The 19,122-nt window shown below is 64.5% G+C and carries 19 protein-coding genes; 5 read left to right on the top strand and 14 right to left on the bottom strand.

Going from position 1 to position 19,122, the window contains the following annotated elements; all coding sequences use genetic code 11:
- The first annotated feature begins 3 nt into the window (after positions 1 to 3).
- Positions 4 to 408 (top strand): cupin domain-containing protein, encoded by a 405-nt coding sequence (locus Q2M23_RS39985; RefSeq protein WP_016847553.1) that lies wholly within the window; start codon positions 4 to 6, stop codon positions 406 to 408.
- 164 nt (positions 409 to 572) lie between these two features.
- Here the strand turns inward: Q2M23_RS39985 and Q2M23_RS39980 are convergent, their stop codons facing one another.
- From Q2M23_RS39980 to Q2M23_RS39940, 9 genes are all read right to left on the bottom strand, one after another.
- Complete coding sequence (locus tag Q2M23_RS39980) at positions 573 to 1,406, bottom strand: DUF2147 domain-containing protein (protein ID WP_316398996.1); 834 nt, start codon at positions 1,404 to 1,406, stop codon at positions 573 to 575.
- A gap of 172 nt (positions 1,407 to 1,578) precedes the next feature.
- Complete coding sequence (locus Q2M23_RS39975) at positions 1,579 to 2,352, bottom strand: transporter substrate-binding domain-containing protein (protein WP_316398995.1); 774 nt, start codon at positions 2,350 to 2,352, stop codon at positions 1,579 to 1,581.
- A gap of 55 nt (positions 2,353 to 2,407) precedes the next feature.
- Positions 2,408 to 3,073 carry a hypothetical protein gene (locus Q2M23_RS39970; RefSeq protein WP_057018687.1) on the bottom strand — a complete coding sequence of 222 codons (666 nt, stop codon included), beginning with the start codon at positions 3,071 to 3,073 and terminating at the stop codon, positions 2,408 to 2,410.
- A gap of 100 nt (positions 3,074 to 3,173) precedes the next feature.
- On the bottom strand, positions 3,174 to 4,598 hold the full coding sequence (locus Q2M23_RS39965) for an amidase (protein WP_316398994.1): 1,425 nt from the start codon (positions 4,596 to 4,598) through the stop codon (positions 3,174 to 3,176).
- A gap of 69 nt (positions 4,599 to 4,667) precedes the next feature.
- Positions 4,668 to 5,657 (bottom strand): hydroxyacid dehydrogenase, encoded by a 990-nt coding sequence (locus Q2M23_RS39960; RefSeq protein WP_316398993.1) that lies wholly within the window; start codon positions 5,655 to 5,657, stop codon positions 4,668 to 4,670.
- 29 nt (positions 5,658 to 5,686) lie between these two features.
- Positions 5,687 to 6,787, bottom strand: a complete 1,101-nt coding sequence (locus Q2M23_RS39955) for a sn-glycerol-3-phosphate ABC transporter ATP-binding protein UgpC (RefSeq protein ID WP_316398992.1) — start codon at positions 6,785 to 6,787, stop codon at positions 5,687 to 5,689.
- A gap of 4 nt (positions 6,788 to 6,791) precedes the next feature.
- Positions 6,792 to 7,703: a carbohydrate ABC transporter permease gene (locus Q2M23_RS39950; RefSeq protein ID WP_016847559.1), complete on the bottom strand. Its 912-nt coding sequence runs from the start codon at positions 7,701 to 7,703 to the stop codon at positions 6,792 to 6,794.
- The gene (locus Q2M23_RS39945; protein WP_016847560.1) at positions 7,703 to 8,641 is read right to left on the bottom strand and encodes a carbohydrate ABC transporter permease; all 939 of its coding nucleotides are present in this window, start codon (positions 8,639 to 8,641) and stop codon (positions 7,703 to 7,705) included. Before Q2M23_RS39945 ends, Q2M23_RS39950 begins: the two co-directional genes overlap by 1 nt.
- A 116-nt stretch (positions 8,642 to 8,757) precedes the next feature.
- Positions 8,758 to 10,098 (bottom strand): ABC transporter substrate-binding protein, encoded by a 1,341-nt coding sequence (locus Q2M23_RS39940; protein ID WP_316398991.1) that lies wholly within the window; start codon positions 10,096 to 10,098, stop codon positions 8,758 to 8,760.
- A 454-nt stretch (positions 10,099 to 10,552) separates the two neighbouring features.
- Between Q2M23_RS39940 and Q2M23_RS39935 the strand changes: the two genes are divergently transcribed.
- Positions 10,553 to 11,293: a Spy/CpxP family protein refolding chaperone gene (locus Q2M23_RS39935; RefSeq protein WP_076828866.1), complete on the top strand. Its 741-nt coding sequence runs from the start codon at positions 10,553 to 10,555 to the stop codon at positions 11,291 to 11,293.
- A 305-nt stretch (positions 11,294 to 11,598) separates the two neighbouring features.
- Here Q2M23_RS39935 and Q2M23_RS39930 read toward each other — a convergent pair whose 3' ends face one another.
- The 3 genes from Q2M23_RS39930 to Q2M23_RS39920 are packed head-to-tail and all read right to left on the bottom strand — an operon-like array spanning position 11,599 to position 14,630.
- Entirely contained in the window at positions 11,599 to 12,000 is a 402-nt protein-coding gene (locus tag Q2M23_RS39930) for a VOC family protein (RefSeq protein WP_038376637.1), read from the bottom strand.
- Positions 12,001 to 12,024: 24 nt separating this feature from the next.
- A complete protein-coding gene (locus tag Q2M23_RS39925) occupies positions 12,025 to 13,212 on the bottom strand; it encodes an acyl-CoA dehydrogenase family protein (protein ID WP_141342397.1) in 1,188 nt (395 codons plus the stop codon).
- 11 nt (positions 13,213 to 13,223) lie between these two features.
- Complete coding sequence (locus tag Q2M23_RS39920; protein ID WP_316398990.1) at positions 13,224 to 14,630, bottom strand: MFS transporter; 1,407 nt, start codon at positions 14,628 to 14,630, stop codon at positions 13,224 to 13,226.
- Between the two features lie 218 nt (positions 14,631 to 14,848).
- On the opposite strand from Q2M23_RS39920, the gene Q2M23_RS39915 reads away from it, so the two are divergent.
- Together Q2M23_RS39915 and Q2M23_RS39910 are read left to right on the top strand one after the other, a co-directional pair.
- Complete coding sequence (locus Q2M23_RS39915) at positions 14,849 to 15,145, top strand: PilZ domain-containing protein (RefSeq protein ID WP_256527878.1); 297 nt, start codon at positions 14,849 to 14,851, stop codon at positions 15,143 to 15,145.
- Positions 15,146 to 15,230: 85 nt separating this feature from the next.
- Entirely contained in the window at positions 15,231 to 15,962 is a 732-nt protein-coding gene (locus Q2M23_RS39910) for an adenylate/guanylate cyclase domain-containing protein (protein ID WP_141342396.1), read from the top strand.
- Between the two features lie 159 nt (positions 15,963 to 16,121).
- Here Q2M23_RS39910 and Q2M23_RS39905 read toward each other — a convergent pair whose 3' ends face one another.
- A complete protein-coding gene (locus tag Q2M23_RS39905) occupies positions 16,122 to 18,191 on the bottom strand; it encodes an ATP-dependent helicase (protein ID WP_316398989.1) in 2,070 nt (689 codons plus the stop codon).
- Between the two features lie 112 nt (positions 18,192 to 18,303).
- Between Q2M23_RS39905 and Q2M23_RS39900 the strand changes: the two genes are divergently transcribed.
- Positions 18,304 to 18,561, top strand: coding sequence for a hypothetical protein (locus tag Q2M23_RS39900; protein ID WP_057018676.1), 258 nt, complete (start codon positions 18,304 to 18,306; stop codon positions 18,559 to 18,561).
- A 172-nt stretch (positions 18,562 to 18,733) separates the two neighbouring features.
- On the opposite strand, the gene Q2M23_RS39895 is transcribed toward Q2M23_RS39900, so the two are convergent.
- A complete protein-coding gene (locus Q2M23_RS39895; protein WP_028332017.1) occupies positions 18,734 to 18,988 on the bottom strand; it encodes a hypothetical protein in 255 nt (84 codons plus the stop codon).
- Between the last annotated feature and the right edge of the window lie 134 nt (positions 18,989 to 19,122).

Here is a 19,122-nt window from a genome sequence, read left to right as displayed (position 1 = left end):
CCCATGGACATCCACGTTTCCGGCTCGCGGCCGACCCGCCGCGCGCCGAAGGAGAATTTTACCGGCACGGTGTTGCAGGACCCGATCAACATGGCGCCGGCGCCGGCGCGGCTGAACGCCTCGCGCGTGTCGTTCGAGCCCGGCGCACGCACCGCCTGGCACACCCATCCGCTCGGACAGACGCTGTATGTGATCTCCGGCATCGGGCGCGTGCAGGCCAAGGGCGGCCCGATCAGGGAGATCCGCCCTGGCGACGTCGTCTGGATTCCGCCGAACGAGAAGCACTGGCATGGGGCCTCGCCGGACAACAGCATGACCCATATCGCCATGCAGGAGGCGCTCGATGGCGTCTATTCGACCTGGATGGAGCACGTCACCGACGAGGAATACAACGGCAAGGTCGGCTGAGCAGCCGTAGCAGCTCGAAAGATGAAAGCCCCGCTCGTCAGGCGGGGCTTTTGATTTTATGAGACCGTAGCCCGGATGGAGCGAAGCGCAATCCGGGGCGGTCTCTCCCATGGTGAAAATCCCGGATTACGCTTCGCTCCATCCGGGCTACGATTTGCAGGCAATCAATTCACGCGCGTCCAGGTCTGGCCGCCGCAGAACATGCCGCCGAAGGCACAGCCCTGGACGTGCAGCGTGTCCGGGCTCTTCACCGCGATGGTGGAATCGTAGGTGCTGCCGCTGTTCGGATCGAAGATGCGGCCGCTCCACTTGTCCTTGCCCGGCTTCATGTTGACCAGCACCTGTTCGCCGTTGGCGTTCGATTTCTTGTCGACGGCGTAGCCGCAGAGATTGGCGCCGCATTGCTCGATGCGGATTTTGCCTTCCTTCTCTTCGGTGAGCCAGACGCCGAGCGGCGAGTTCGCTGCTTGCACGGGATTGGCGAGCGGCTTGGGCACCGGAGCGCTCGGCGAGGCGGCGCCGACCGTTGGAGCGGTGGTGGGATTTGCAGCCGGCGCAGTTTGCTGGACGGCTGGCGCCGCGGGCGGCGGCGGTGTGGTCGCGGCTGTAGCTGAAGGCGGCGTGGCTGCAACGCCCGTGCTGGGCGGCTCTGCCGTTGCGGCAGGCGCCGGCGGGACGGCGGCCTGATCGACGGCAGGCGGAGCAGTCGCTGCTGGCGCGCTGGGCGGCGCGGCCTGGGAATTCGTCTTAGCGTCCGTCTTAGTGTCCGACTTGGCGTCCGTGTTGGCTTCCTTCGGAGCCTTGCGCTTCTGCTCGGTGTCCTCGCTTTTGGCGCGTTTGGTGCGGCGGGGAGTATTGTCGTAGACGCCGGGGATCGAAACCGTGCCGCGATCGGGATCGATGCGAATAGTGCGGCCGCCGTAATCGAATGTGTACTGCGCCTGCGCTGCGGCCGTGCTTGCCAGCACGAGCGTGGCGATCGCCAGAAGCTTTCTCATCTCGACCTCCGGTGCAGGGAGCCTCGCTCGCAAGGCTATCCGGTGACCACCCCGTTGAACGTGTCCCAGATCACGGTCAGAACATGAGTCGTATCCTCGCGGTCTAGGTTCAAATCGCTGGATTACGGTCTGGTTTCAGGCCGTGCGCTTCAAATTATGCGCGCGGCGCGGGCTATTCGAACCACGCGGCGTAGATCCTCGCGTAGCTGCCATCTTCGCGCGCGATGTGAAGCCATTGGTCGACGAACGCCTTCAAGGCGACGTCGCGCTGCATCCAGTAGGCCTTTTCCGCGAAGTCGAACGGCTTGTCGGGATGCACGGCGCACAGCACGCCGGGATGCAGCTTCTGCTGATAGCGCGTCTCGGACGCATCGGTCATCATCAGGTCGGCGTCGCCCTTGGCGATCTCGTCGAAGATCTTGGTGTTGTCGTTGAAGGCGCGGATCTCGGCGGTTTTCACGTGGGCGCGCGCGAAGCGCTCGTTGGTGCCGCCGGGATTGACGATGACTCGGGTGCCGGGTTTGTCGATCTCGGCGATCGTCTCAAACTTGCCCTTGTCGGCGCAGCGCGCGATCGGCGTCTTGCCTTCGCGCATGATCGGCGTCGAGAACAGACCCTTCTTCTGCCGATCGAAGGTGATGGAGACGCCGCCCATCGCGATGTCGAAATCGTCGGCCTCGAAATCCTTGGTCATCCGCGGCCACGATGTCGGCACGAACTCGACCTTGACGCCGAGCGCCTTGCCGAGCGACTGCGCCATGTCGACATCGAAGCCGCGGAAGGCCTTGGTCTCCTTGTCGAGATAGGTGAAGGGCAAATAGTCGCCGGTCATGCCGACGCGCAGGATGCCGCGCTTGACGATCTCATCGAGCCGGGACGGCGCCTGCTGCGCGTGCGCGGCGGACAGGAGCAAAGCGAGAGCGAGGCCGGCCAGCGCGCGAAACATCGAGGTCTTCTCCATCCGCATTTGATTGCGATGCCCGAAGGGCACGTATCGCGTCTCAGGCCTCGTTGCTGTCCTTGCTCGCCTGAACGACGCTTGCAGTGCGGCTGAGCATCTCGTGCTTGAAATGCTCGAAGCGCCGCCGCGCTTGGGCCTCGCGATCGTCGACGAATTTGATCGCGGCGTCCCGCTCCATCGGGCCGTTGACGAGCGGGGTCGATGCCTCGCCGACGGTCTCGTCGACATAATATTGGGCGCCGTCCTGGCGCACCGTCCAGCGGAAGCGCAGCGCGGCCATTGGTCCTGGGCCGGACTTGGAATAGCCGTTGGCCTCGATCGGTTGGGGCGGCGGCTGGATCGACTCCGGCTCCGCTTCCGGCTGGCTCGGCTCCGGTTCGGTTGGCTCCGGTTCACTTGCTTCAGCTTTACTTGCCTCGGGCTGTTCGACCGGTTCGGACGCCTCGACCGGCGGCGGCTCGCCCGCCGACGACTCGGCGGGCGCGGCCTCGACGGACACGGTCGTGATGGACACGGTCTCGACTGATACGACTTCGACTGACGACGGAAGGGGCGGCGGCATCGCGATGGAGACCGGAGGCTCCTTGGCGGGCTCGGCTTCCTTATCCGCCGTCTTGTCGGACGATTTGGCCTTCTCGGGAGGTGTCGTCGTCTGATCGAGGATGCTCGCGATTGCGGCGAGCGCATTGTCGGTCGGGTCACTCACGGTTCGGTCTCCCAGGCTCGGCGTTGGCGGAATCGCGCCGACGCCATTCCTATCTACCTGATCTGACTGGCCTTTGTCAGCCCGGGCGCTTCGGTGGGGCCTACGCGCAAACCGGCGGACGCCGGTCCTTCCAGGGGCGGACCTGTTCGAGCTGGCCGGCCAGGCGGAACAGCAGTCCTTCCTCGCCGAGCTTGGCCGCGAACATCATGCCGAGTGGCAGACCGGCCTTGTTCCAAGCCAGCGGCACCGACATCGCCGGCTGTCCGGACATGTTGAACATCGAGGTGCCCGGCATGTAGCGGCGCAGCACCGGCGCGATGTGGCCGAGGTCCTCGGACATCGTGTTCAGCTCGCCGAGGCGGAGCGGCGGCGCGCACAGCGTCGGGCTGAGGAAGATGTCGCAACCTTCGAAAAAGGTCGCAAGCGCGCGCGAGATCTGGAACGCTGCAAGCTGCGCGGCCACGTAGTCGGCCGGGTTCATCTTGGTCGCATTCTGGGCGCTGGCGAGCGTGAGCCGCTCGACATCGTGCGACGTCAGGGTGCGCCCGACGCGCTGCTCGAGCAGACGGATGGTCAGCGCTGTGTTGCCTCCGACGATGGTCGTCATGACTGCGGCGGGATCGGCCGCGAGCGGCGGCGCGCGCTCCTCGACATGATGGCCGAGGCCCGCCAGCAGCTTGGCTACGTCGCGGACCGCCGCGGCGATCTCTGGATCGATGGCATCGCCATAGGGCGACTTGTCGGTGAAGCTGATGCGCAAATGGCCGGGATCGCGGCCGACTTCCTGCGAGAACGGTCGCTCCGGCGGCGGCGCGACATAGAGGCTCGACGGCTCCGGACCGTGGATCGCATCCATCATCACCGCGCTGTCGCGGACGCTGATGCTCAGCACATGGCCGACGGAGAAGCCGCCCCAGCCTTCGCCGCGATCGGGCCCGCAGGGGTTGCGGGCACGCGTCGGCTTCATGCCGAACACGCCGGAGGCGGAGGCGGGGATCCGGATCGACCCGCCGCCGTCGCTGGCATGCGCGACGGGCAGGATGCGGGCCGCGACCGCAGCCCCAGCGCCGCCGGACGAGCCGCCGGAGGAATGGTCGAGATTCCAGGGATTGCGGGTCGGGCCGAACAGACGGGATTCCGTCGTCGGCATCAGCCCGAATTCCGGGCTCGAGCTCTTGCCGAAGATTGCAAGCCCGGCATCGAGGAAACGCTGGGCCAGGGTGCCGTTGTGATCGGCGACGAAGTCCTTCAGCAGGCTGGCGCCCGACGTGGTGCGTGTGCCCTCGAGCAGATCGAGGTCCTTCAGCAGGAACGGCACGCCGGTGAAGGGACCGTCAGGCAGCCCCTTGGCGATCTGGCGCTCGGCATAGTCGTAATGCTTGACGACCACAGCGTTGATCTTGGGATCGACGGCGGCGGTGCGCGCGATCGCCTCGTCGAGCAACTCCTTCGGCGTCACGTCCTTGTTGCGGACGAGCTCGGCGAGACCGACCGCATCGTAGTTGCCGAATTCCTTGAAGGTCATGTGGGTACTCCGCATCGCCGGGCCGATCCTTTCGGATCGGCCGCGGCGCAAACGAGGAAGGCTGAAAGCTCAGCCGAGGACGTCCTGGTTGATCACGTTCTGGCGCAGCGGATTGCCATCCAGCACGCTCAGAATATTGCGTGCGGTCTGCTCGCTCATGCGATCGACGGCCTCGACCGTGACGCCGGCCACATGCGGCGCCATGATCACGTTGGGCAAAGCGTGCAGGGGCTGGCCGACCGGCGGCGGCTCGACCTCGAACACGTCGAGGCCAGCGCCGGCGAGCTTGCCCGACACCAGCGCGTCGTGCAGCGCCGTCTCGTCGACGATGCCGCCGCGTGCGGTGTTGATGAGATAGGCGGTCGGCTTCATCAGCCTGATCCGCGCGGCGTTGAACAGCCCGACGGTTTCGGGATTCTTCGGGCAATGGATCGTGACGAAGTCCGCCCGCGGCAGCGCCGCTTCGAGGTTCGACACGGCCTCGCAGCCGGCAGCCGTGATCTCGCTGGCGGGCTTGTAGGGATCGTAGACCAGCACGTTCATTTCCATGGCGAGGCAGCGCTTGGCGGTGCGGGTGCCGATGCGGCCGAAGCCAACGATCAGGACGGTCTTGCCGTAGAGATCGAACGGCAGCACGCCGAGCCGGCTCGCCCAGGTGCCGTCCTTGACCATCGTGTGCATTTCCTGCGCGCGCTTGGCCAGCGTCAGCATCATGAACACAGCTTGTTCGGCGACCGACGGCGAGTTCGCCGTGCCTGCGACCATCAGCGGCACCTTGCGGCGCGACAGCGCCGGAACGTCGACGGCGTCATAGCCGACACCGATCCGGGTCACCACCATCATGCCCTTGGACGCCTCCAGCTCCGCCTCGCCGAAGCGGGTTGCGCCGAGCGCCACGCCATGGACCGGCGCATGCTGCTCGAGCATGGTCTGAAAGTCCTTGGCGGAGATCAGGTTGGGAAATTCGATGAGTTCTACGTCATCCCGCTCGTTGAGGAGCGCCCGTGCCCCCGGTGACAAAGTCTGGGTGACGAAAATCTTCTTCTTGTTGGTGGCCATTTCCTGCCTTTGAGGTTTCTTGTGCGCCGTCAAAGGACGACGCCGGTCACCTCGTTTAGCAAATGCATATTGTTGAGGTCCACAGCCAATCGGAGCGGGCTGCCATCCTGCGCACCGGCATTGGGATTGACCCGGCCGCAGACCTGGGTGCCCTCGAGCGTGAAATAGACCAGGGTCTCCATCCCCATCGGCTCGGTAACGTCGAGCATCGCGTCGAACGGCTCGATGCCCGGTTCGGCATGCGGCCGCGCCTCCATGACGTGCTCGGGCCGGATGCCCAGCAACAGCTTGTCGGTGCGGGAGAGAGCCTGGTAGCGGGCGGCGCGTGCCGGCGGCAGCGTGAAAGCGAGGCGATCGGTCAGCCGCACGTTGAGCTTGCCGCCGGTGTCCTCGAGCCGACAGGGCACGAAATTCATCGCGGGCGAGCCGATGAAGCTTGCGACGAACCGGGTCGCCGGCTTGTGGTAGAGCTCGTTGGGCGTGCCGATCTGCTCGATCCTGCCGTGATTCATCACCACGACGCGGTCGGCAAGCGTCATCGCCTCGACCTGGTCGTGGGTGACGTAGACCGTCGTGGTGCGGACCTTCTGGTGCACCTTCTTGATCTCGATCCGCATCTGCACGCGCAGCTTGGCGTCGAGGTTGGACAGCGGCTCGTCAAACAGGAACACCTTCGGATTGCGCACGATCGCCCGCCCCATCGCGACGCGCTGGCGCTGGCCGCCGGAGAGCTGCTTCGGCTTGCGGTCGATCAGGTCGGTGATGTCGAGCATGCGGGCTGCCTCGGTGACCCGGCTCTTGATCTCGGCCTTGGGATAGTGCTTCAGCCGCAGGCCGAACGACATGTTCTCGGCAACGGTCATATGCGGATAGAGCGCATAGTTCTGGAACACCATCGCGATGTCGCGGTCCTTCGGCGGCACGTCGTTGACGACGTCGCCGCCGATCATGATGTCGCCGTCGGAAATGTCCTCGAGGCCGGCGATCATCCGCAGCGTCGTCGACTTGCCGCAGCCGCTCGGCCCGACCAGCACCACGAACTCATGGTCGGCGATATCAAGGTCGATGCCGCGCACCGCCTCGACCTCATCGTAACGCTTCACAACCTTCCGCAAACTGACATCAGCCATAAGTTCAACCCTTTGTCGCACCGGCGGTCAGGCCGGCAATGTAGTAGTCCATCAGGAAGGCATAGATGATCAGCGGCGGCGCGGCGCCGAGCAGGGCGCCGGTCATGATCTGTCCCCAGTTGAAGACGTCACCCTTGATCAGGGTCGTGATGATGCCGACCGGCAGCACCAGCTGATCGGTCGATGTCGTGAACACCAGCGGATAGAGGAACTGAGCCCAGGAGACGGTGAAGGCGAAGATCGTGGCCGCGATCAGGCCGGGCAGCGCGACCGGGATGAAGATCCGGGTCAGCGTCTGGAACCAGCTCGCGCCGTCGATGATCGCCGCCTCGTCGAGCTCCTTCGGGATCGAGGCGAAATAGCCGATCATGATCCAGGTGCAGAACGGCACCGTCAGCGTCGGGTAGATGAACAGCAGCACGTACCAGCGATTGACCAGCTGGATGCCGGTCCAGTCGCCGAACACGGCGAACATCTTGAACAGCGGAATGAACAGCAGGCTGTCCGGAATGAGATAGGTGAGGAACACGCCGGTCGCGAGCGTCGCCGAACCCCAGAATTTCATCCGCGCCAGCGCAAAGGCCGCCGGCACGCTGATAAGCATCGTGATGGTGACCACGATGATCGAGACCCAGGCCGAGTTCCAGAAGAAGCGCAGGAACTGGTTCGAGGTCAGCAGCTCGATGTAGTTGCTGAGTGTCGGATGATAGACCCACCACGGATTGGTCGCGGCCGAGATCTCGGCGCTGCTCTTCAGCGAGGTGATCAGCATGTAGATCGGCGGCGTCAGCGAGAAGATCGCAAACAGCACCAGGAAGAAATAGGACCAGCGTAGCGCCCAGGCGCGGTCGCGGCTCATGCTGCCGTACTTGACCTTGCGGGTCGGTCCGGACTTGTCGATCGTCAGCGAGCTCATCAGGCTTCGTTCCCGCGTTTGGTGATGTCGCGCAGGATGAAGATCGCCGCGACCGCGAGGATCGGCACCATGAACAGCGAAACGCTGGCGCCGAGCGGCACATCACTGCCCTCGATGCCGACGCGGAACGCCCAGGTGGCGAAGATATGGGTATGGTCGAGCGGCCCGCCCGCGGTCAGGATGCGCACGATGTCGAAATTGGCGAAGGTCACGATCAGCGAGAACAGCGTCGTGATCGCGATGATGTTGCGCATCATCGGCAGGGTCACGTACCAGATGCGCTGCCACCAATTGGCGCCGTCGATAGCGGCCGCCTCATAAAGCTGGTCGGGTACCGATTTCAACGCCGCCAGATACATGATCATGAAGAATGGCGCGCCGTACCAGACGTTGACCAGGATCACCGAGAAGCGCGCCCACATCGCATCGCCGGTCCACGGGATCGGCCCGATGCCGAAGAAGGAAAGCGTGTAGTTGAAGGCGCTGTAGGAGGGGTCGAACAGCCAGAGCCACGCCAGCGTGCTCATCGCCGGCGGGATCACCCATGGCACCAGCAGCATGCCGCGCCACTTGCGCTGCTTGTTGGCGGGTACGTTGTGCACGAAATGCGCGACGATGAAGCCGATCAGGGCTTTGAAGATCACCGCCGAGATCGCGAAAATGCAGGATTGCTTGACCACCAGCCAGAAGGTGTCGCGCTTGAACAGGAATTCGAAATTGCCGAACCCGACGAACTTCGTCATCGCCTTGTTCAGCGTTGCGAGGTGCAAGGAGTAGAGGGCCGGGTAGAGCACCAGGATCGCGATCAGGAGGATCAGCGGCAATGTCATCAGGAACGCGGCCATCGACTTGCGCCGCAGCGCGTTGCGCAGGCCGGCGCGCCTTCGTCCCGTCTGGGCAGCGGCTGCGCGGTTGGATTGGAATGCGACATCAACCATAACGCAGGTCCCTCGCGCGGGTTGGTTGCACAGCACGCCGATTCGGCGGCTGGGATGTGAAGACGGGATCTCGCGCGGCCAACATCACGGGCGGTCGCGCGAGACCTCGCTTGTCGTCAGCTTCGCATGAAGCCTTCGCACTCGCCCTCGGCCCAGGCGAGCGTCTTTTCCATGCTTTCACCCTGGTAGTACCGCAGGCACATCTTGGTCAGCGTGGCCTGGAAGTAGATCTGCTGCGCGATCTTGGGCGGCGCGGGCGAGGCCGCAATCGACAGCGTCTGGTGCTTGTAGGGGTTCGGATAGTGGTAGAGCGTCCCCTTTGGCGGCGTTTGCTCCGCCCAGACCTTCAAGGTCGTGAGCTTTTCGTAGGCCGGCAGGTCATAGCCACCGCTGGCGACCACCATTTTCTCGATCGATGCAGGTTGCGACAGGTGCGTCAGCAGGCTCTTGGCCGCCTCCTTGTTCTTCGAGAACGACCAGATCGACCAGAAGAACGGCAGATAGGGCGCGAAGCGTCCCTTCGGCCCGGCCGGGAACCCGTGCGTCCAGCACTGCTCCGCGACTTGCGGAGCATCGCGCTTGGCGACCGCCCACGCGCTCGGCGGATTCAGGATCATCGCGCCCTTGCCGGCGACCAGCCACTTGTTGTTGGACGCGTCGTCCCATGCCGACACATCGGGCGGCAGGAAGGCGAGCAGCTTCTTGTAGTAGTCGAGGGCCTGGCGCACCGCGTCGGTCTTGACGGTGAGATTGCCCTTGGCATCGACCAGCTGCGCGCCGAACGACTGGAAGATCGCGCCGGCGGTGTCGACGCTGTCGCTGGTTTCGCCGAGGCCGATACCGAACGGGAATCCGGCCTTGTGGCAGGCTTCAGCCGCCTTGAGGAACGTATCGAGGGTCCAGTTATCGGCTTTCGGCTCGCTTCCGACCGGATACATCTCCTGCACGTCGATGTTGGCGTGTTTCTTCATCAGGTCGATGCGTGAGCAGGGACCCTTGATCTGGCTGCCGACGCTGGCGGGAACGCCGAGCCATTTGCCGCCGGCCTGGCCGAGATATTTCACCGTGCCGTTGACATCGCCGTTCAGCTTGAGGAGCGGATCCATGATGTCGTTGACCGGCTCGAGCAACTCGGCGTTGGCCTGCGGCCACCATGTCGGCATCTGGAAAATATCGTGACCGGATTTCGCCTGCGCCTCGGCGGCGATGGTGACGATGTTCTTGTTGCCCTGGCTGGTGATGTAGTCGATCTGGACCTCGACCTTCTCCTTGGCAGCCCATTCATTGACCAGCTCGGTGGACGCACTGTTCGCGCCGGGCACCCAGTGATCCCAGAAGCCCATCGAGAGCTTTCCGGCTGCGTAGGCGCCACGCACGTAGGGGGCTGTAATCAGCGCGGCCGATGACAGCGCTGTCGCTGCGACGAATTCTCGGCGCGAGAGCTTCTTCCGTGACATGGCATTCCCTCCCTGGTAGCCGACGGACAAAAGACTTTTTGAATCCCGTTGTTCTTTTTTGTGCGTCGCGTTTGCGCGACGTCGCGGGATTGCGTTGAAACCGATCAGAACAGAATTGCCGGCATCTGTCGAGAAACGAGATGCTGATGCCAACTAGAACTAACGTTGTGGTCAAATAGCAGGCAGTACCGTTCGCATCACCGCAGTTGCCGGCGGTTTGCCGTGCGTCTTGCGATCATGCTGCGACGCACGCGGGCGGCGACGCAGACAAGGTCGCAGACGGTGCGCGGTTGAGCCGCAGCTTTCCGGTCAAGCCTCAGCGAACTCTGTTCCGCCATGTTGATGCCCGGCGCGGCCGATAGACTTGCTGAAGCCGGAAACGCTAAAGTCCGGATTTGTCGAACCTACTCCCGCATCAATTCCGCAATCCACCACCGATCACGGAGACCCGATCATGCTCATCCCGGTAGCGAAGCTGCGCGCACAATGGAGATTGTGCGCCGCGGTTGGGGCCGCCACCGTCACGTTGCTCGCAGTGCCTCATATGGTCGATGCGCAGATCGTGCAGGGCGTCGAAAAGGGGGCGCGCGAGGGCAACAAGGCTGCCGGGCCGGTCGGCGGCGTTCTCGGCGGAGCCATCGGCGGCGTTGTCGGGGTGGTGACCGGCGTGACCGGGGTGTTGACCGGCAACAATGGCAACAACCCCAATGCCGGCAGCGGCAAGAACGCACAGGGCGCGGCGGCCGGCGCCAAGGCCCCCAAGTCGGCCAAGGCCGCCGCCAAGGACAAGGGCGCGAAGCAAGCGCCGACCGTGCTGACCCAGGCCGGCGCGCCGCAGCTGACGGCCGAACAGATCGTCGCCAACAGCGACGCCAACATCGAACGGATCAAGAAGGAGCTCAACCTGACGCCGGAGCAGGAGAAGAATTGGGCCGGCTTCAACAGTGCGATGCACTATCTCGGCCACAACGGCGCCGACCGACTCAACCTGCGCATCGCGCGGGCGCAGCGCGATCCGCCGGATGACATCATCGAGCAGATGCGCAACGAGGCCCAGTTCCTCAATGACCGGGCGGTCGATCAGCGCGGCGTCGCCGACGCCGCCGAGCCGCTGTTTGCCAGCCTCGACGACAAGCAGAAACAAATCTTCATCAACGAAATGGTCCGCCTGAGCCACGAACGCGGGCTCGACTGAGGAAATCTCGCCGGCCAAGTGGGGACGAATAGCCGGGCCACCAAGCCCTGGGGTAGGTTAAAGGCGCAGCACCCGGCTATTCTGCCGCAGCGGCGCGGCCCGGTTAATTCGTCATTCAATGTTGAAGAAAAACGGACCGGATCACGCCCGAGTGATGGCCGAGTCAGGGCCTTGTCGGGAACCATCCACAGCGCCCGAGGCCAGCGCGGATTGAGCCGTCAATGACCGGGACATCGGCGCGGCAAAGCGACGATGTCCTTCGGACGGCTCTGCCCGGCAATCAGCGATCCGCAAAACGCCGGCGCTTAGCTCTTCGGGAAGTTCAGCTCCACACCGACGCCGTCCGGATCGTAGAGGAATATCTGGGTGTCGCCGGTGCGCGGCACGATCTGCTCACGGAAGGTGACGTTCTTCGACTGGAGGCGCTTGCGCACGGCTTCGACGTCGCTGGCGGCAAAGGCGATATGGTCGAGGCGGCCGGTGTCCTCATATTTCTTCTCGGTGCCGCGCACCACGATGCCGTCGCGGGGCTTGCGGGTGCCCATCAGATGGACGGTGGCCTGACCGCCGGAATAGAGCCAGTAGCCGGGGAAATCGAGCGGCGGCCGTTCGCCGTTCTCAAGCCCGAGCACATCGCAATAGAACTCCCTGGTCTTCTCCAGATCCTGCGGCTCGATGGTGTAATGCTGTAGTCCACCCAATGGCATGGTTCTTCTCCTTGAGAAATCGGGTTAAACGAAGCTGAGGTCGGCATCGACGCCCAGCATCCAGGCGCCGACGGTCTCGAAATGACTGAAGCGGCCCTGCAATTGCTGGGTCACGGTGTGGATGTCGCGGAAGCGCCGCTCCAGCGGATGGCCGTCGAAGATCGCGGTGGCGCCGGCGGTGTTGTAGGCGAAATCGACGGCCTCCCGCGCCTTGTGGATGGCATGGGTGGCCGCCATCCGGATCGTCATGCGCTGTGCCACCGTGATGCTGTGGCCGGCAACCAGATCCTTCCAGATGTCGGCCATCGACTGCAGCAGGAAGGCGCGGGCGGCGCGCAGATTGACCTCGGCTTGGGCGAGGCCGGACTGCACCACCGCATTGTCCCGCAGTGTCTTCTTCATGCCGCGCGGCACCTTGTTGCGGGCGACGTCGACGAAATTGTCGAGCGCGCTGCGGGCAATGCCGCAGGCGACCCCGGCGAAGCCGATCTGGTAGCAAGTATGGTTGCTCATCCGGTACAGCGGGCCATCCTCGCGACACTCGCGGTCGAATTCGCGGGTGATCGAATGGTCCGCGCGGACGAAGAAATCGTCGAGCGCGAACTGGTCGCTGGCGGTACCGCGCAATCCGACCGTGTTCCAGATGTCGGTCCATGCGACGTCTTCGGTCCGCACCAGCATGGTGCGCTCGACCTGCTCGCCATTGGCATCCCGGCGCGGCGAGCCGTCCGCGGCATAGACCGGGCAGTGCGCGCCGAGCCAGGTGGCGTGCCGCCCGCCCGAGGCAAACGACCAGACCCCGGTGACGCGGTAGCCGCCCTCGCACTCGATCGCCTTGACCTTCGGGCCGGGGCCCCAGGCCAGCACGGCACGCGGGTCGGCAAACACTTCCTGCGCGACCGGCAGGTCGAGATAGGCCGCCGACATCGCGCAGCCGCCGGCCTGGCTCAGGCACCACGCCGTCGAGGCATCCGCCTTGGCGATGGTCTCGATGGCATGGAAGAAGGTGACGGGATCGGTCTCGATCCCGTTGCTTGAACGCGGCAGCAGCAAGCGGAACAGCCGCGCCTCATGCAGCCGGTCGAGCAGGTCGGGCGGCAGGCGGCGCGTCGTTTCAATATCGTTGGAGGCGGCCGCCACCGCGTCCCTGATCGCCTCGGCGCGGGCGATCACGTCGCGATCACCGATAAGGTCCGCAGCAGTCACATTCATGTTCGCCTCCCTCAGGCGCGCCGGATCGTTGCGGAGGCCGCGACATCGGCCGTCGCGTTGAGCTCCTTGTCGATCTGCTCGATCGATTTGCCCCGGGTCTCGAGCCCGAAGAACAAATAGACGGCCCCCGCCATCAGGAACCAGCAGCCGAGATAGACAAAGGCGGTCGGGATCTGGGTCAGTGGCACATCGGGCTTGAGGTAGTTGTTCGAACCGACGATCAGCGCAAGCCCGACCGGCCCGATGATCTTGCCAATGCCGCCGAAGCCATAGGCCGACCCCATCCCCGTGGTGCGCAGATGCGACGGCCAGACCTCAGCCGCGTAGGGACCGACGATCGCAAAGCCGCCGTCGGCGAAGAAGAAGGCGGCGGCCAGCAGCAGCCAGAACGCCGACATGCCGAACAAAGTCGCGTCGTAGTGGTAGCCGGCAATGATCGTCAGCGCGCCGGCGCCGAAGCCGAGCAGGCCGCCGGCAACACGCCGTCCGAGCAGCTCCGAGAACCAGGAGAACGAGATGCGGCCGAGGAAGCCGGTGATGCTGAGCAGGATCATCATCTTGGCGGCTTCCTGCGGCGTCACCTTCAGCAGCAGCACGAACAGTGCGGGCGCCCATAGCGTGATGCCGTAGACGCCGGTTTGCGCGCCTGCATTGCCGAGCCAGGAGACGATCAGGCTGCGCGGATATTTGAACAGATCGAACCAGCTCGTCGTGACGATCGGACCGGCGTCGGCCGCGCTCGGCAGCGGCAGCTCCGACGGCGGCACCTGCAGCGCCCAGGCGAGCGACTTGCGGGCTTCGTCATAGCGTCCTTGCCGGCACAGCCAGCGCGGCGACTCCGGAACCCAGATCCGAACCAGCAGCACCAGGACCGACGGCAGCACGCCAATCGCAAACAACAGCCGCCACTGATCGGTTCCCATGAAGGCTCCGAGCACCGCGCCGAGGCCGACGCCGAGCGGGATCACGCAGGTGACGAGGCCGCCGACCCAGCCGCGCTTGTGCGAGGGCATGAACTCCTGCACCAGCGGCAGGTCGACACAATAAAGACCGCCGACGCCGGTTCCGACGAAGAAGCGCAGGATCGCCAGATAGACCCAGCCGTTATCGGGTGTGAAATAGAGCAGGCCGGTCGCGATCGAGAAGTTCAGCACCGTGCCGATGAAGACGATACGTCGACCGACCCGGTCGGCGAGCCAGCCCCAGAGGTAGGCGCCGAGGATGGCGCCGATGCCGGAACTCATCAGCACGGTGGCCGACTGGCCGAAGGTGAGCTTCCACGGTCCGATCAGGAACGCGAGCACGAAGCCGATCAGGAAGTAGTCGAAGAATTCCAGCGCATCGCCGATGATGGCCGCCGCAAGGATCTTGATCTGGTTGCCGGTCAGAGTCGTCCGGCGATCGAGAATCTCGAACATGGCGCGTCTCCCCATGGCGCCTGTTCATTATTCCCCGGAGCGTGCGTCGCGCCAGCGCATCGCCCATAGGAGAGGCTATCCTCGCGCCAGCGCGAACGACAAGCCCGCGCCGACGCGGGGCTCATCTGCATTGTCGCGATAAGCGGTTCGGCGTACTGCTGCGCACAAATGGTGGTGCGAAAGCCCGATGCGAGCCGCCGGAGCCGTTGACTCCTGCAATGCCGATCGCCCACGTTTGCGTGAAGAACATTTGGGGAGGCCGGGTGGACGAAAAGCGTAAGCATCCGCGAACCGAGGTCAATGAACCCGGCTATGTCTCGTCGGGCGGTTCGGTCATGCATTGCACGATCGTGAACATCTCGCCGGAAGGGGCGGCCATCGAGGTCGAGAATCCGGCCTTCGTCCCGCACCGATTCCGCCTGGTGATGGCCCGCGACGCCTCGGTCGTCTACGAGTGCCAGGTGATCTGGAGTAAGAAGTCGCGAATTGGAGTGAGTTTCGTGGCAACCGCCTGAGCGCGGCTATCTCGATTGGGGACGCCCATGAACCTGCGTGCCAAGGCGGTCGGGTTTCGTTGCTGGAACAGCAGGTGATCCGCCGATGACTCCGGAACCTGCAACGATCTGCCTTGGCTGCTGGCAAAACCTGCATATGCCGATCCCGTTGCGCGGTCCATTGGCGGCGCCGTTGCGTCTGTTCGGCGTCCGGCCGAGCCGCATGAACCCGAACACATGCACGCTCTGCGAGATGGCCTTCTCGAAGATCATGAAGGCGCGCGCCGTGACCATCGACGCCACCATCCTGTTCGCCGATCTGCGCGGCTACACCACACTGACGCAGACCATCGCGCAGGACGGGCTGACCTCGCTGCTCGACGCGTTCTACGACGACTGTGCCGCCGCGATCTGGCGCTATGACGGCATCATCAACAAGACCAACGGCGACGCCGTGTTCGCGATCTTCAATTTTCCGGTGCGGCGCGACGATCATGCCGTGCAGGCCTTGCTCGCGGCGCGCCAGATCCAGCGCAGTTTTCGCGACAGGCACGATGCGCTGGTGCGGGCGATCGGCGCCGGCGACATCGAGATCGGCATCGGAATCGGAATGGACAGCGGTGACACCAATTTCGGTGAGTTCGGCCAAGCCCACCGCGACCTGACGGCAGTCGGCACGGTGGTCAATCGCGCGGCGCGCGCGCAGGCGGCCGCCAGGTCAGGCGAGATCCTTGTGACGACGGCCGTGCGGGATCGAACCCGCGACATGATCACGGCAGCCGGTGCCGATTACACCCTGAAGGGCTTCGACCAGCCCGTCACATTATTTCCTGCGTGAATTGGCTTTCGCGTGAATTGACGCGGCGCAAAAAAGACGGCTCCAGCGTGCAACTGCGCGCCGAAGCCGTCGGGGATGGTCGTTTGCCGATTACGAACGCCGCCTCAACGCAAGGTCGGCGGCTTGGTTCCAGCCCGTATGAAAATCTTCGAACCGGCGTCAGCGCCACATGCCGCGCATCCGGGCGCCGATGTCGATCGGCGGCGCGCGGTTGGCCGCGGAGGCCTGCGCGGCCGCGGCGCGCGGCCAGGTGGTCCGCTCGAACATCGGCAGCAGTCGTTCCGGGATGAAGCGGGTGCGCGAGGCATACATGTGGCGGTCGCCCTTGGCGGCCTGGCCGTGAACGAAGAAGCGCTGCGGCACCAGCAGATGCAGATCGTCCTTGGCGCGGGTCATCGCGACGTAGAGCAGGCGGCGCTCCTCCTCGAGTTCGGCCGACGTGCCGGCGCCGAGGTCGGAGGGCATGCAGCCGTCGACGACATTGAGCACATAGACGGATGTCCATTCCTGGCCCTTGGCGGAATGGACCGTCGACAGGATCAGATAATCCTCATCGAGCAACGGCACGCCAGCCTGGTCGCTGGTCGCATCGGGTGGATCGAGCGTAAGCTCGGTGAGAAAACGTTCGCGTGACGGGTAGCCGGCGGCGATCTGCTCGAGCTGAATGAGATCGGCGCGGCGTACCTCGCTGTCCTCGTGGATGCGATCGAGATGCGGTTCGTACCAGAGGCGGGCGCGTTCGATATCGACGGGCCATTCCGAGTAGCGAAGGTTCTCGATGGCCTCCACGAACAGCCGCCAGTCCGCACCGGCGCGGGGCGGAGCGGGCAGCGCGACGAGCGCAGCAATCGGATCGGCGGCCTCGGTCATGCGGTCGAGCACCCGCTGCGCCGAGGCCGGTCCGACGCCGGGCAACAGATGCAGGATGCGGAAACCTGCAACCCGGTCGCGTGGATTGGCGGCGAAGCGCAGCAGCGCCAGCATGTCCTTGACATGCGCGGCGTCGAGGAATTTGAGGCCGCCGAATTTCACGAACGGAATGTTGCGGCGGGTCAGTTCGACCTCCAGCGGTCCGCTGTGCGAGGAGGTGCGGAACAGCACCGCCTGGTGCTTCAACAGGGTGCCTTCCTCACGATTGGCCAGCACCTGCTCGACGATGTAACGGGCCTGATCGGCCTCGTCGCGGATCGTGACGAGCAGCGGCTTACGGGTCGAGGTCCGGTCGGTCCACAGGTTCTTGGTGAAGCGCTCCTTGGCGAGCGAGATCACGCCATTGGCCGCCGACAGGATCGGCTGCGTCGAGCGATAGTTGCGATCGAGCGTGACGATCTCGGCGGCCGGGCTGAACTGGGCCGGGAAGTCAAGGATGTTGCGCACGGTGGCGGCGCGGAACGAATAGATCGACTGTGCGTCGTCGCCGACCACGGTGAGCCCGCGGCCCGCGGGCTTGAGCGCGAGCAGGATGGAGGACTGCAGGCGGTTGGTGTCCTGATATTCGTCGACCATCACATGGTCGAAACGGCCGCCGATCTCCTCGGCCAGCGCGCTGTCCGTCACCATCTGCGCCCAGTAGAGCAGGAGGTCGTCGTAATCGAGCACGTTCTGCCGCTGCTTGGCTTCGACATAGGCCCCGAACAGCTGTTTCAATTCACTGGCCCAACCGGAGCACCACGGGAAGAACTGGCCGAGCACGGCCTCGATCGGCATCTCCGCGTTCACGCAGCGCGAATAGATCGCAACGCAGGTGCCCTTGGTGGGGAACCGGCTTTCGGTGCGGGAGAGCCCGAGATCGTGGCGGACCAGATTGATCAGGTCGGCGGAATCCTCGCGGTCATGGATCGTGAAGGCCGGGTCGAGGCCGATACGCTCGGCGAATTCGCGCAGCAGCCGCGCGCCGATGCCGTGGAACGTGCCGGCCCAACTCAGCGCGTCGGTCATGACCGAGGCGCGATCGCCGAGCACGCGGCGCGCAATGCGCTCGACGCGGCCGGCCATCTCGGCGGCGGCGCGCCGCGAAAAGGTCATCAACAGGATGCGGCGCGGATCGGCGCCAGCGACGATCAGATGCGCGACGCGATGGGCGAGGGTGTTGGTCTTGCCGGACCCCGCGCCCGCGATCACCAACAGCGGCGCGCCGACGATGCAATCCTTGCCGACCCCGTGCTCGACAGCGCGGCGCTGCTCGGCATTGAGCGCATCGAGATAGGCTGTGTTGGCAAGATCAGTCACGAATCACCCCCACGAAACGCTAACAGACATTGCGATTCATTGGGGCCGGCGCGCCGAGGCGGACGGAGAGAAATTAGATTGACATTAACGCGGCGCGGCGCACAACCCCGCCATGGGTGACGTATCCAAATCCGACACGCCGCTGAAGGCGACGTTCAAGGTGCGGCTGAACGGCGAGACGGTGACGCTCGCGACCGTCGGCCAGGCCTATAGCTTCATCAGCAATCTCAGCGCCGTCGAATGGATGGAGTTCCGCTCGCTGCATGACGAGGCATTGGTTGCACTCGAGAGAGCGGCCGGTAACGCCATGCTGACGGTGCAAGCGACCAACGCGTTGCGGATGCTGTTCGTCCGCGCGAAACTGCTTTGAAAAGAAAATGAGCCGCCTTGGTGTTCCATTGGCCCTCCAAGGCGGCCCGAGAGTGCGGCTGAAGCGCATTGCGCACCCGCCGTCGCGTGTACCGCCGTTACCTTGTTTGCGGCCATAACGAACAGCGCCTTACGCAACCACCGCCGATTCGGCTGTAGCCGCGGCACCACAATCACGGGCCAACGTCATCGACCAGGCGGTCATACACGAGCGCGGACCGGAGGTTCATGGTTGCGATCTTCAGATAGCTCGGCTCGCGCATGGCGTTGTTGAACATCATGATCGCCGTCTTCCAGTAGCCGCGCTCGCGCTGATCCAGGTTTAGCGCGGACAGGTAGTCCGCGGCGTCGCCGACCGTCGCGAGCGTTCGCCCGTCCTTCAGCGTAATCGGGAACGCAAGCGGCGACCGCTTCTCCAACTCCAGCACGTCAGGCTCCCCCAGGACCAAGCAGCAATAAGACAAAGCAGCAATAACAGGAACAGACCTAGTGGCTCGTCACAGTGATTTTGACGGTTTGATACCGAGCCAGCTTAGGATCGGCAAGTTCTCTGGCGGCACGA

It is taken from the genome of Bradyrhizobium sp. 33ap4 (assembly GCF_032654765.1).
Classification (GTDB): domain Bacteria; phylum Pseudomonadota; class Alphaproteobacteria; order Rhizobiales; family Xanthobacteraceae; genus Bradyrhizobium; species Bradyrhizobium australafricanum.
The sequence above is the reverse complement of the archived record's forward strand: the minus strand, read 5'-3'. Positions and strand labels throughout refer to the sequence as shown.

What these genes read in the sequence shown, in the direction of transcription:
- Q2M23_RS39985 (WP_016847553.1), top strand. Translation starts at nt 4, where the DNA reads ATGGACATCCACGTTTCCGGCTCGCGGCCGACCCGCCGCGCGCCGAAG.
- Q2M23_RS39930 (WP_038376637.1), bottom strand. Translation starts at nt 12,000, where the DNA reads ATGCCATTGGGTGGACTACAGCATTACACCATCGAGCCGCAGGATCTG.
- Q2M23_RS39965 (WP_316398994.1), bottom strand. Translation starts at nt 4,598, where the DNA reads ATGACCTTCAAGGAATTCGGCAACTACGATGCGGTCGGTCTCGCCGAG.
- Q2M23_RS39940 (WP_316398991.1), bottom strand. Translation starts at nt 10,098, where the DNA reads ATGTCACGGAAGAAGCTCTCGCGCCGAGAATTCGTCGCAGCGACAGCG.
- Q2M23_RS39960 (WP_316398993.1), bottom strand. Translation starts at nt 5,657, where the DNA reads ATGGCCACCAACAAGAAGAAGATTTTCGTCACCCAGACTTTGTCACCG.
- Q2M23_RS39935 (WP_076828866.1), top strand. Translation starts at nt 10,553, where the DNA reads ATGCTCATCCCGGTAGCGAAGCTGCGCGCACAATGGAGATTGTGCGCC.
- Q2M23_RS39945 (WP_016847560.1), bottom strand. Translation starts at nt 8,641, where the DNA reads ATGGTTGATGTCGCATTCCAATCCAACCGCGCAGCCGCTGCCCAGACG.
- Q2M23_RS39980 (WP_316398996.1), bottom strand. Translation starts at nt 1,406, where the DNA reads ATGAGAAAGCTTCTGGCGATCGCCACGCTCGTGCTGGCAAGCACGGCC.
- Q2M23_RS39975 (WP_316398995.1), bottom strand. Translation starts at nt 2,352, where the DNA reads ATGTTTCGCGCGCTGGCCGGCCTCGCTCTCGCTTTGCTCCTGTCCGCC.
- Q2M23_RS39915 (WP_256527878.1), top strand. Translation starts at nt 14,849, where the DNA reads ATGCCGATCGCCCACGTTTGCGTGAAGAACATTTGGGGAGGCCGGGTG.
- Q2M23_RS39950 (WP_016847559.1), bottom strand. Translation starts at nt 7,703, where the DNA reads ATGAGCTCGCTGACGATCGACAAGTCCGGACCGACCCGCAAGGTCAAG.
- Q2M23_RS39955 (WP_316398992.1), bottom strand. Translation starts at nt 6,787, where the DNA reads ATGGCTGATGTCAGTTTGCGGAAGGTTGTGAAGCGTTACGATGAGGTC.
- Q2M23_RS39920 (WP_316398990.1), bottom strand. Translation starts at nt 14,630, where the DNA reads ATGTTCGAGATTCTCGATCGCCGGACGACTCTGACCGGCAACCAGATC.
- Q2M23_RS39910 (WP_141342396.1), top strand. Translation starts at nt 15,231, where the DNA reads ATGACTCCGGAACCTGCAACGATCTGCCTTGGCTGCTGGCAAAACCTG.
- Q2M23_RS39900 (WP_057018676.1), top strand. Translation starts at nt 18,304, where the DNA reads ATGGGTGACGTATCCAAATCCGACACGCCGCTGAAGGCGACGTTCAAG.
- Q2M23_RS39925 (WP_141342397.1), bottom strand. Translation starts at nt 13,212, where the DNA reads ATGAATGTGACTGCTGCGGACCTTATCGGTGATCGCGACGTGATCGCC.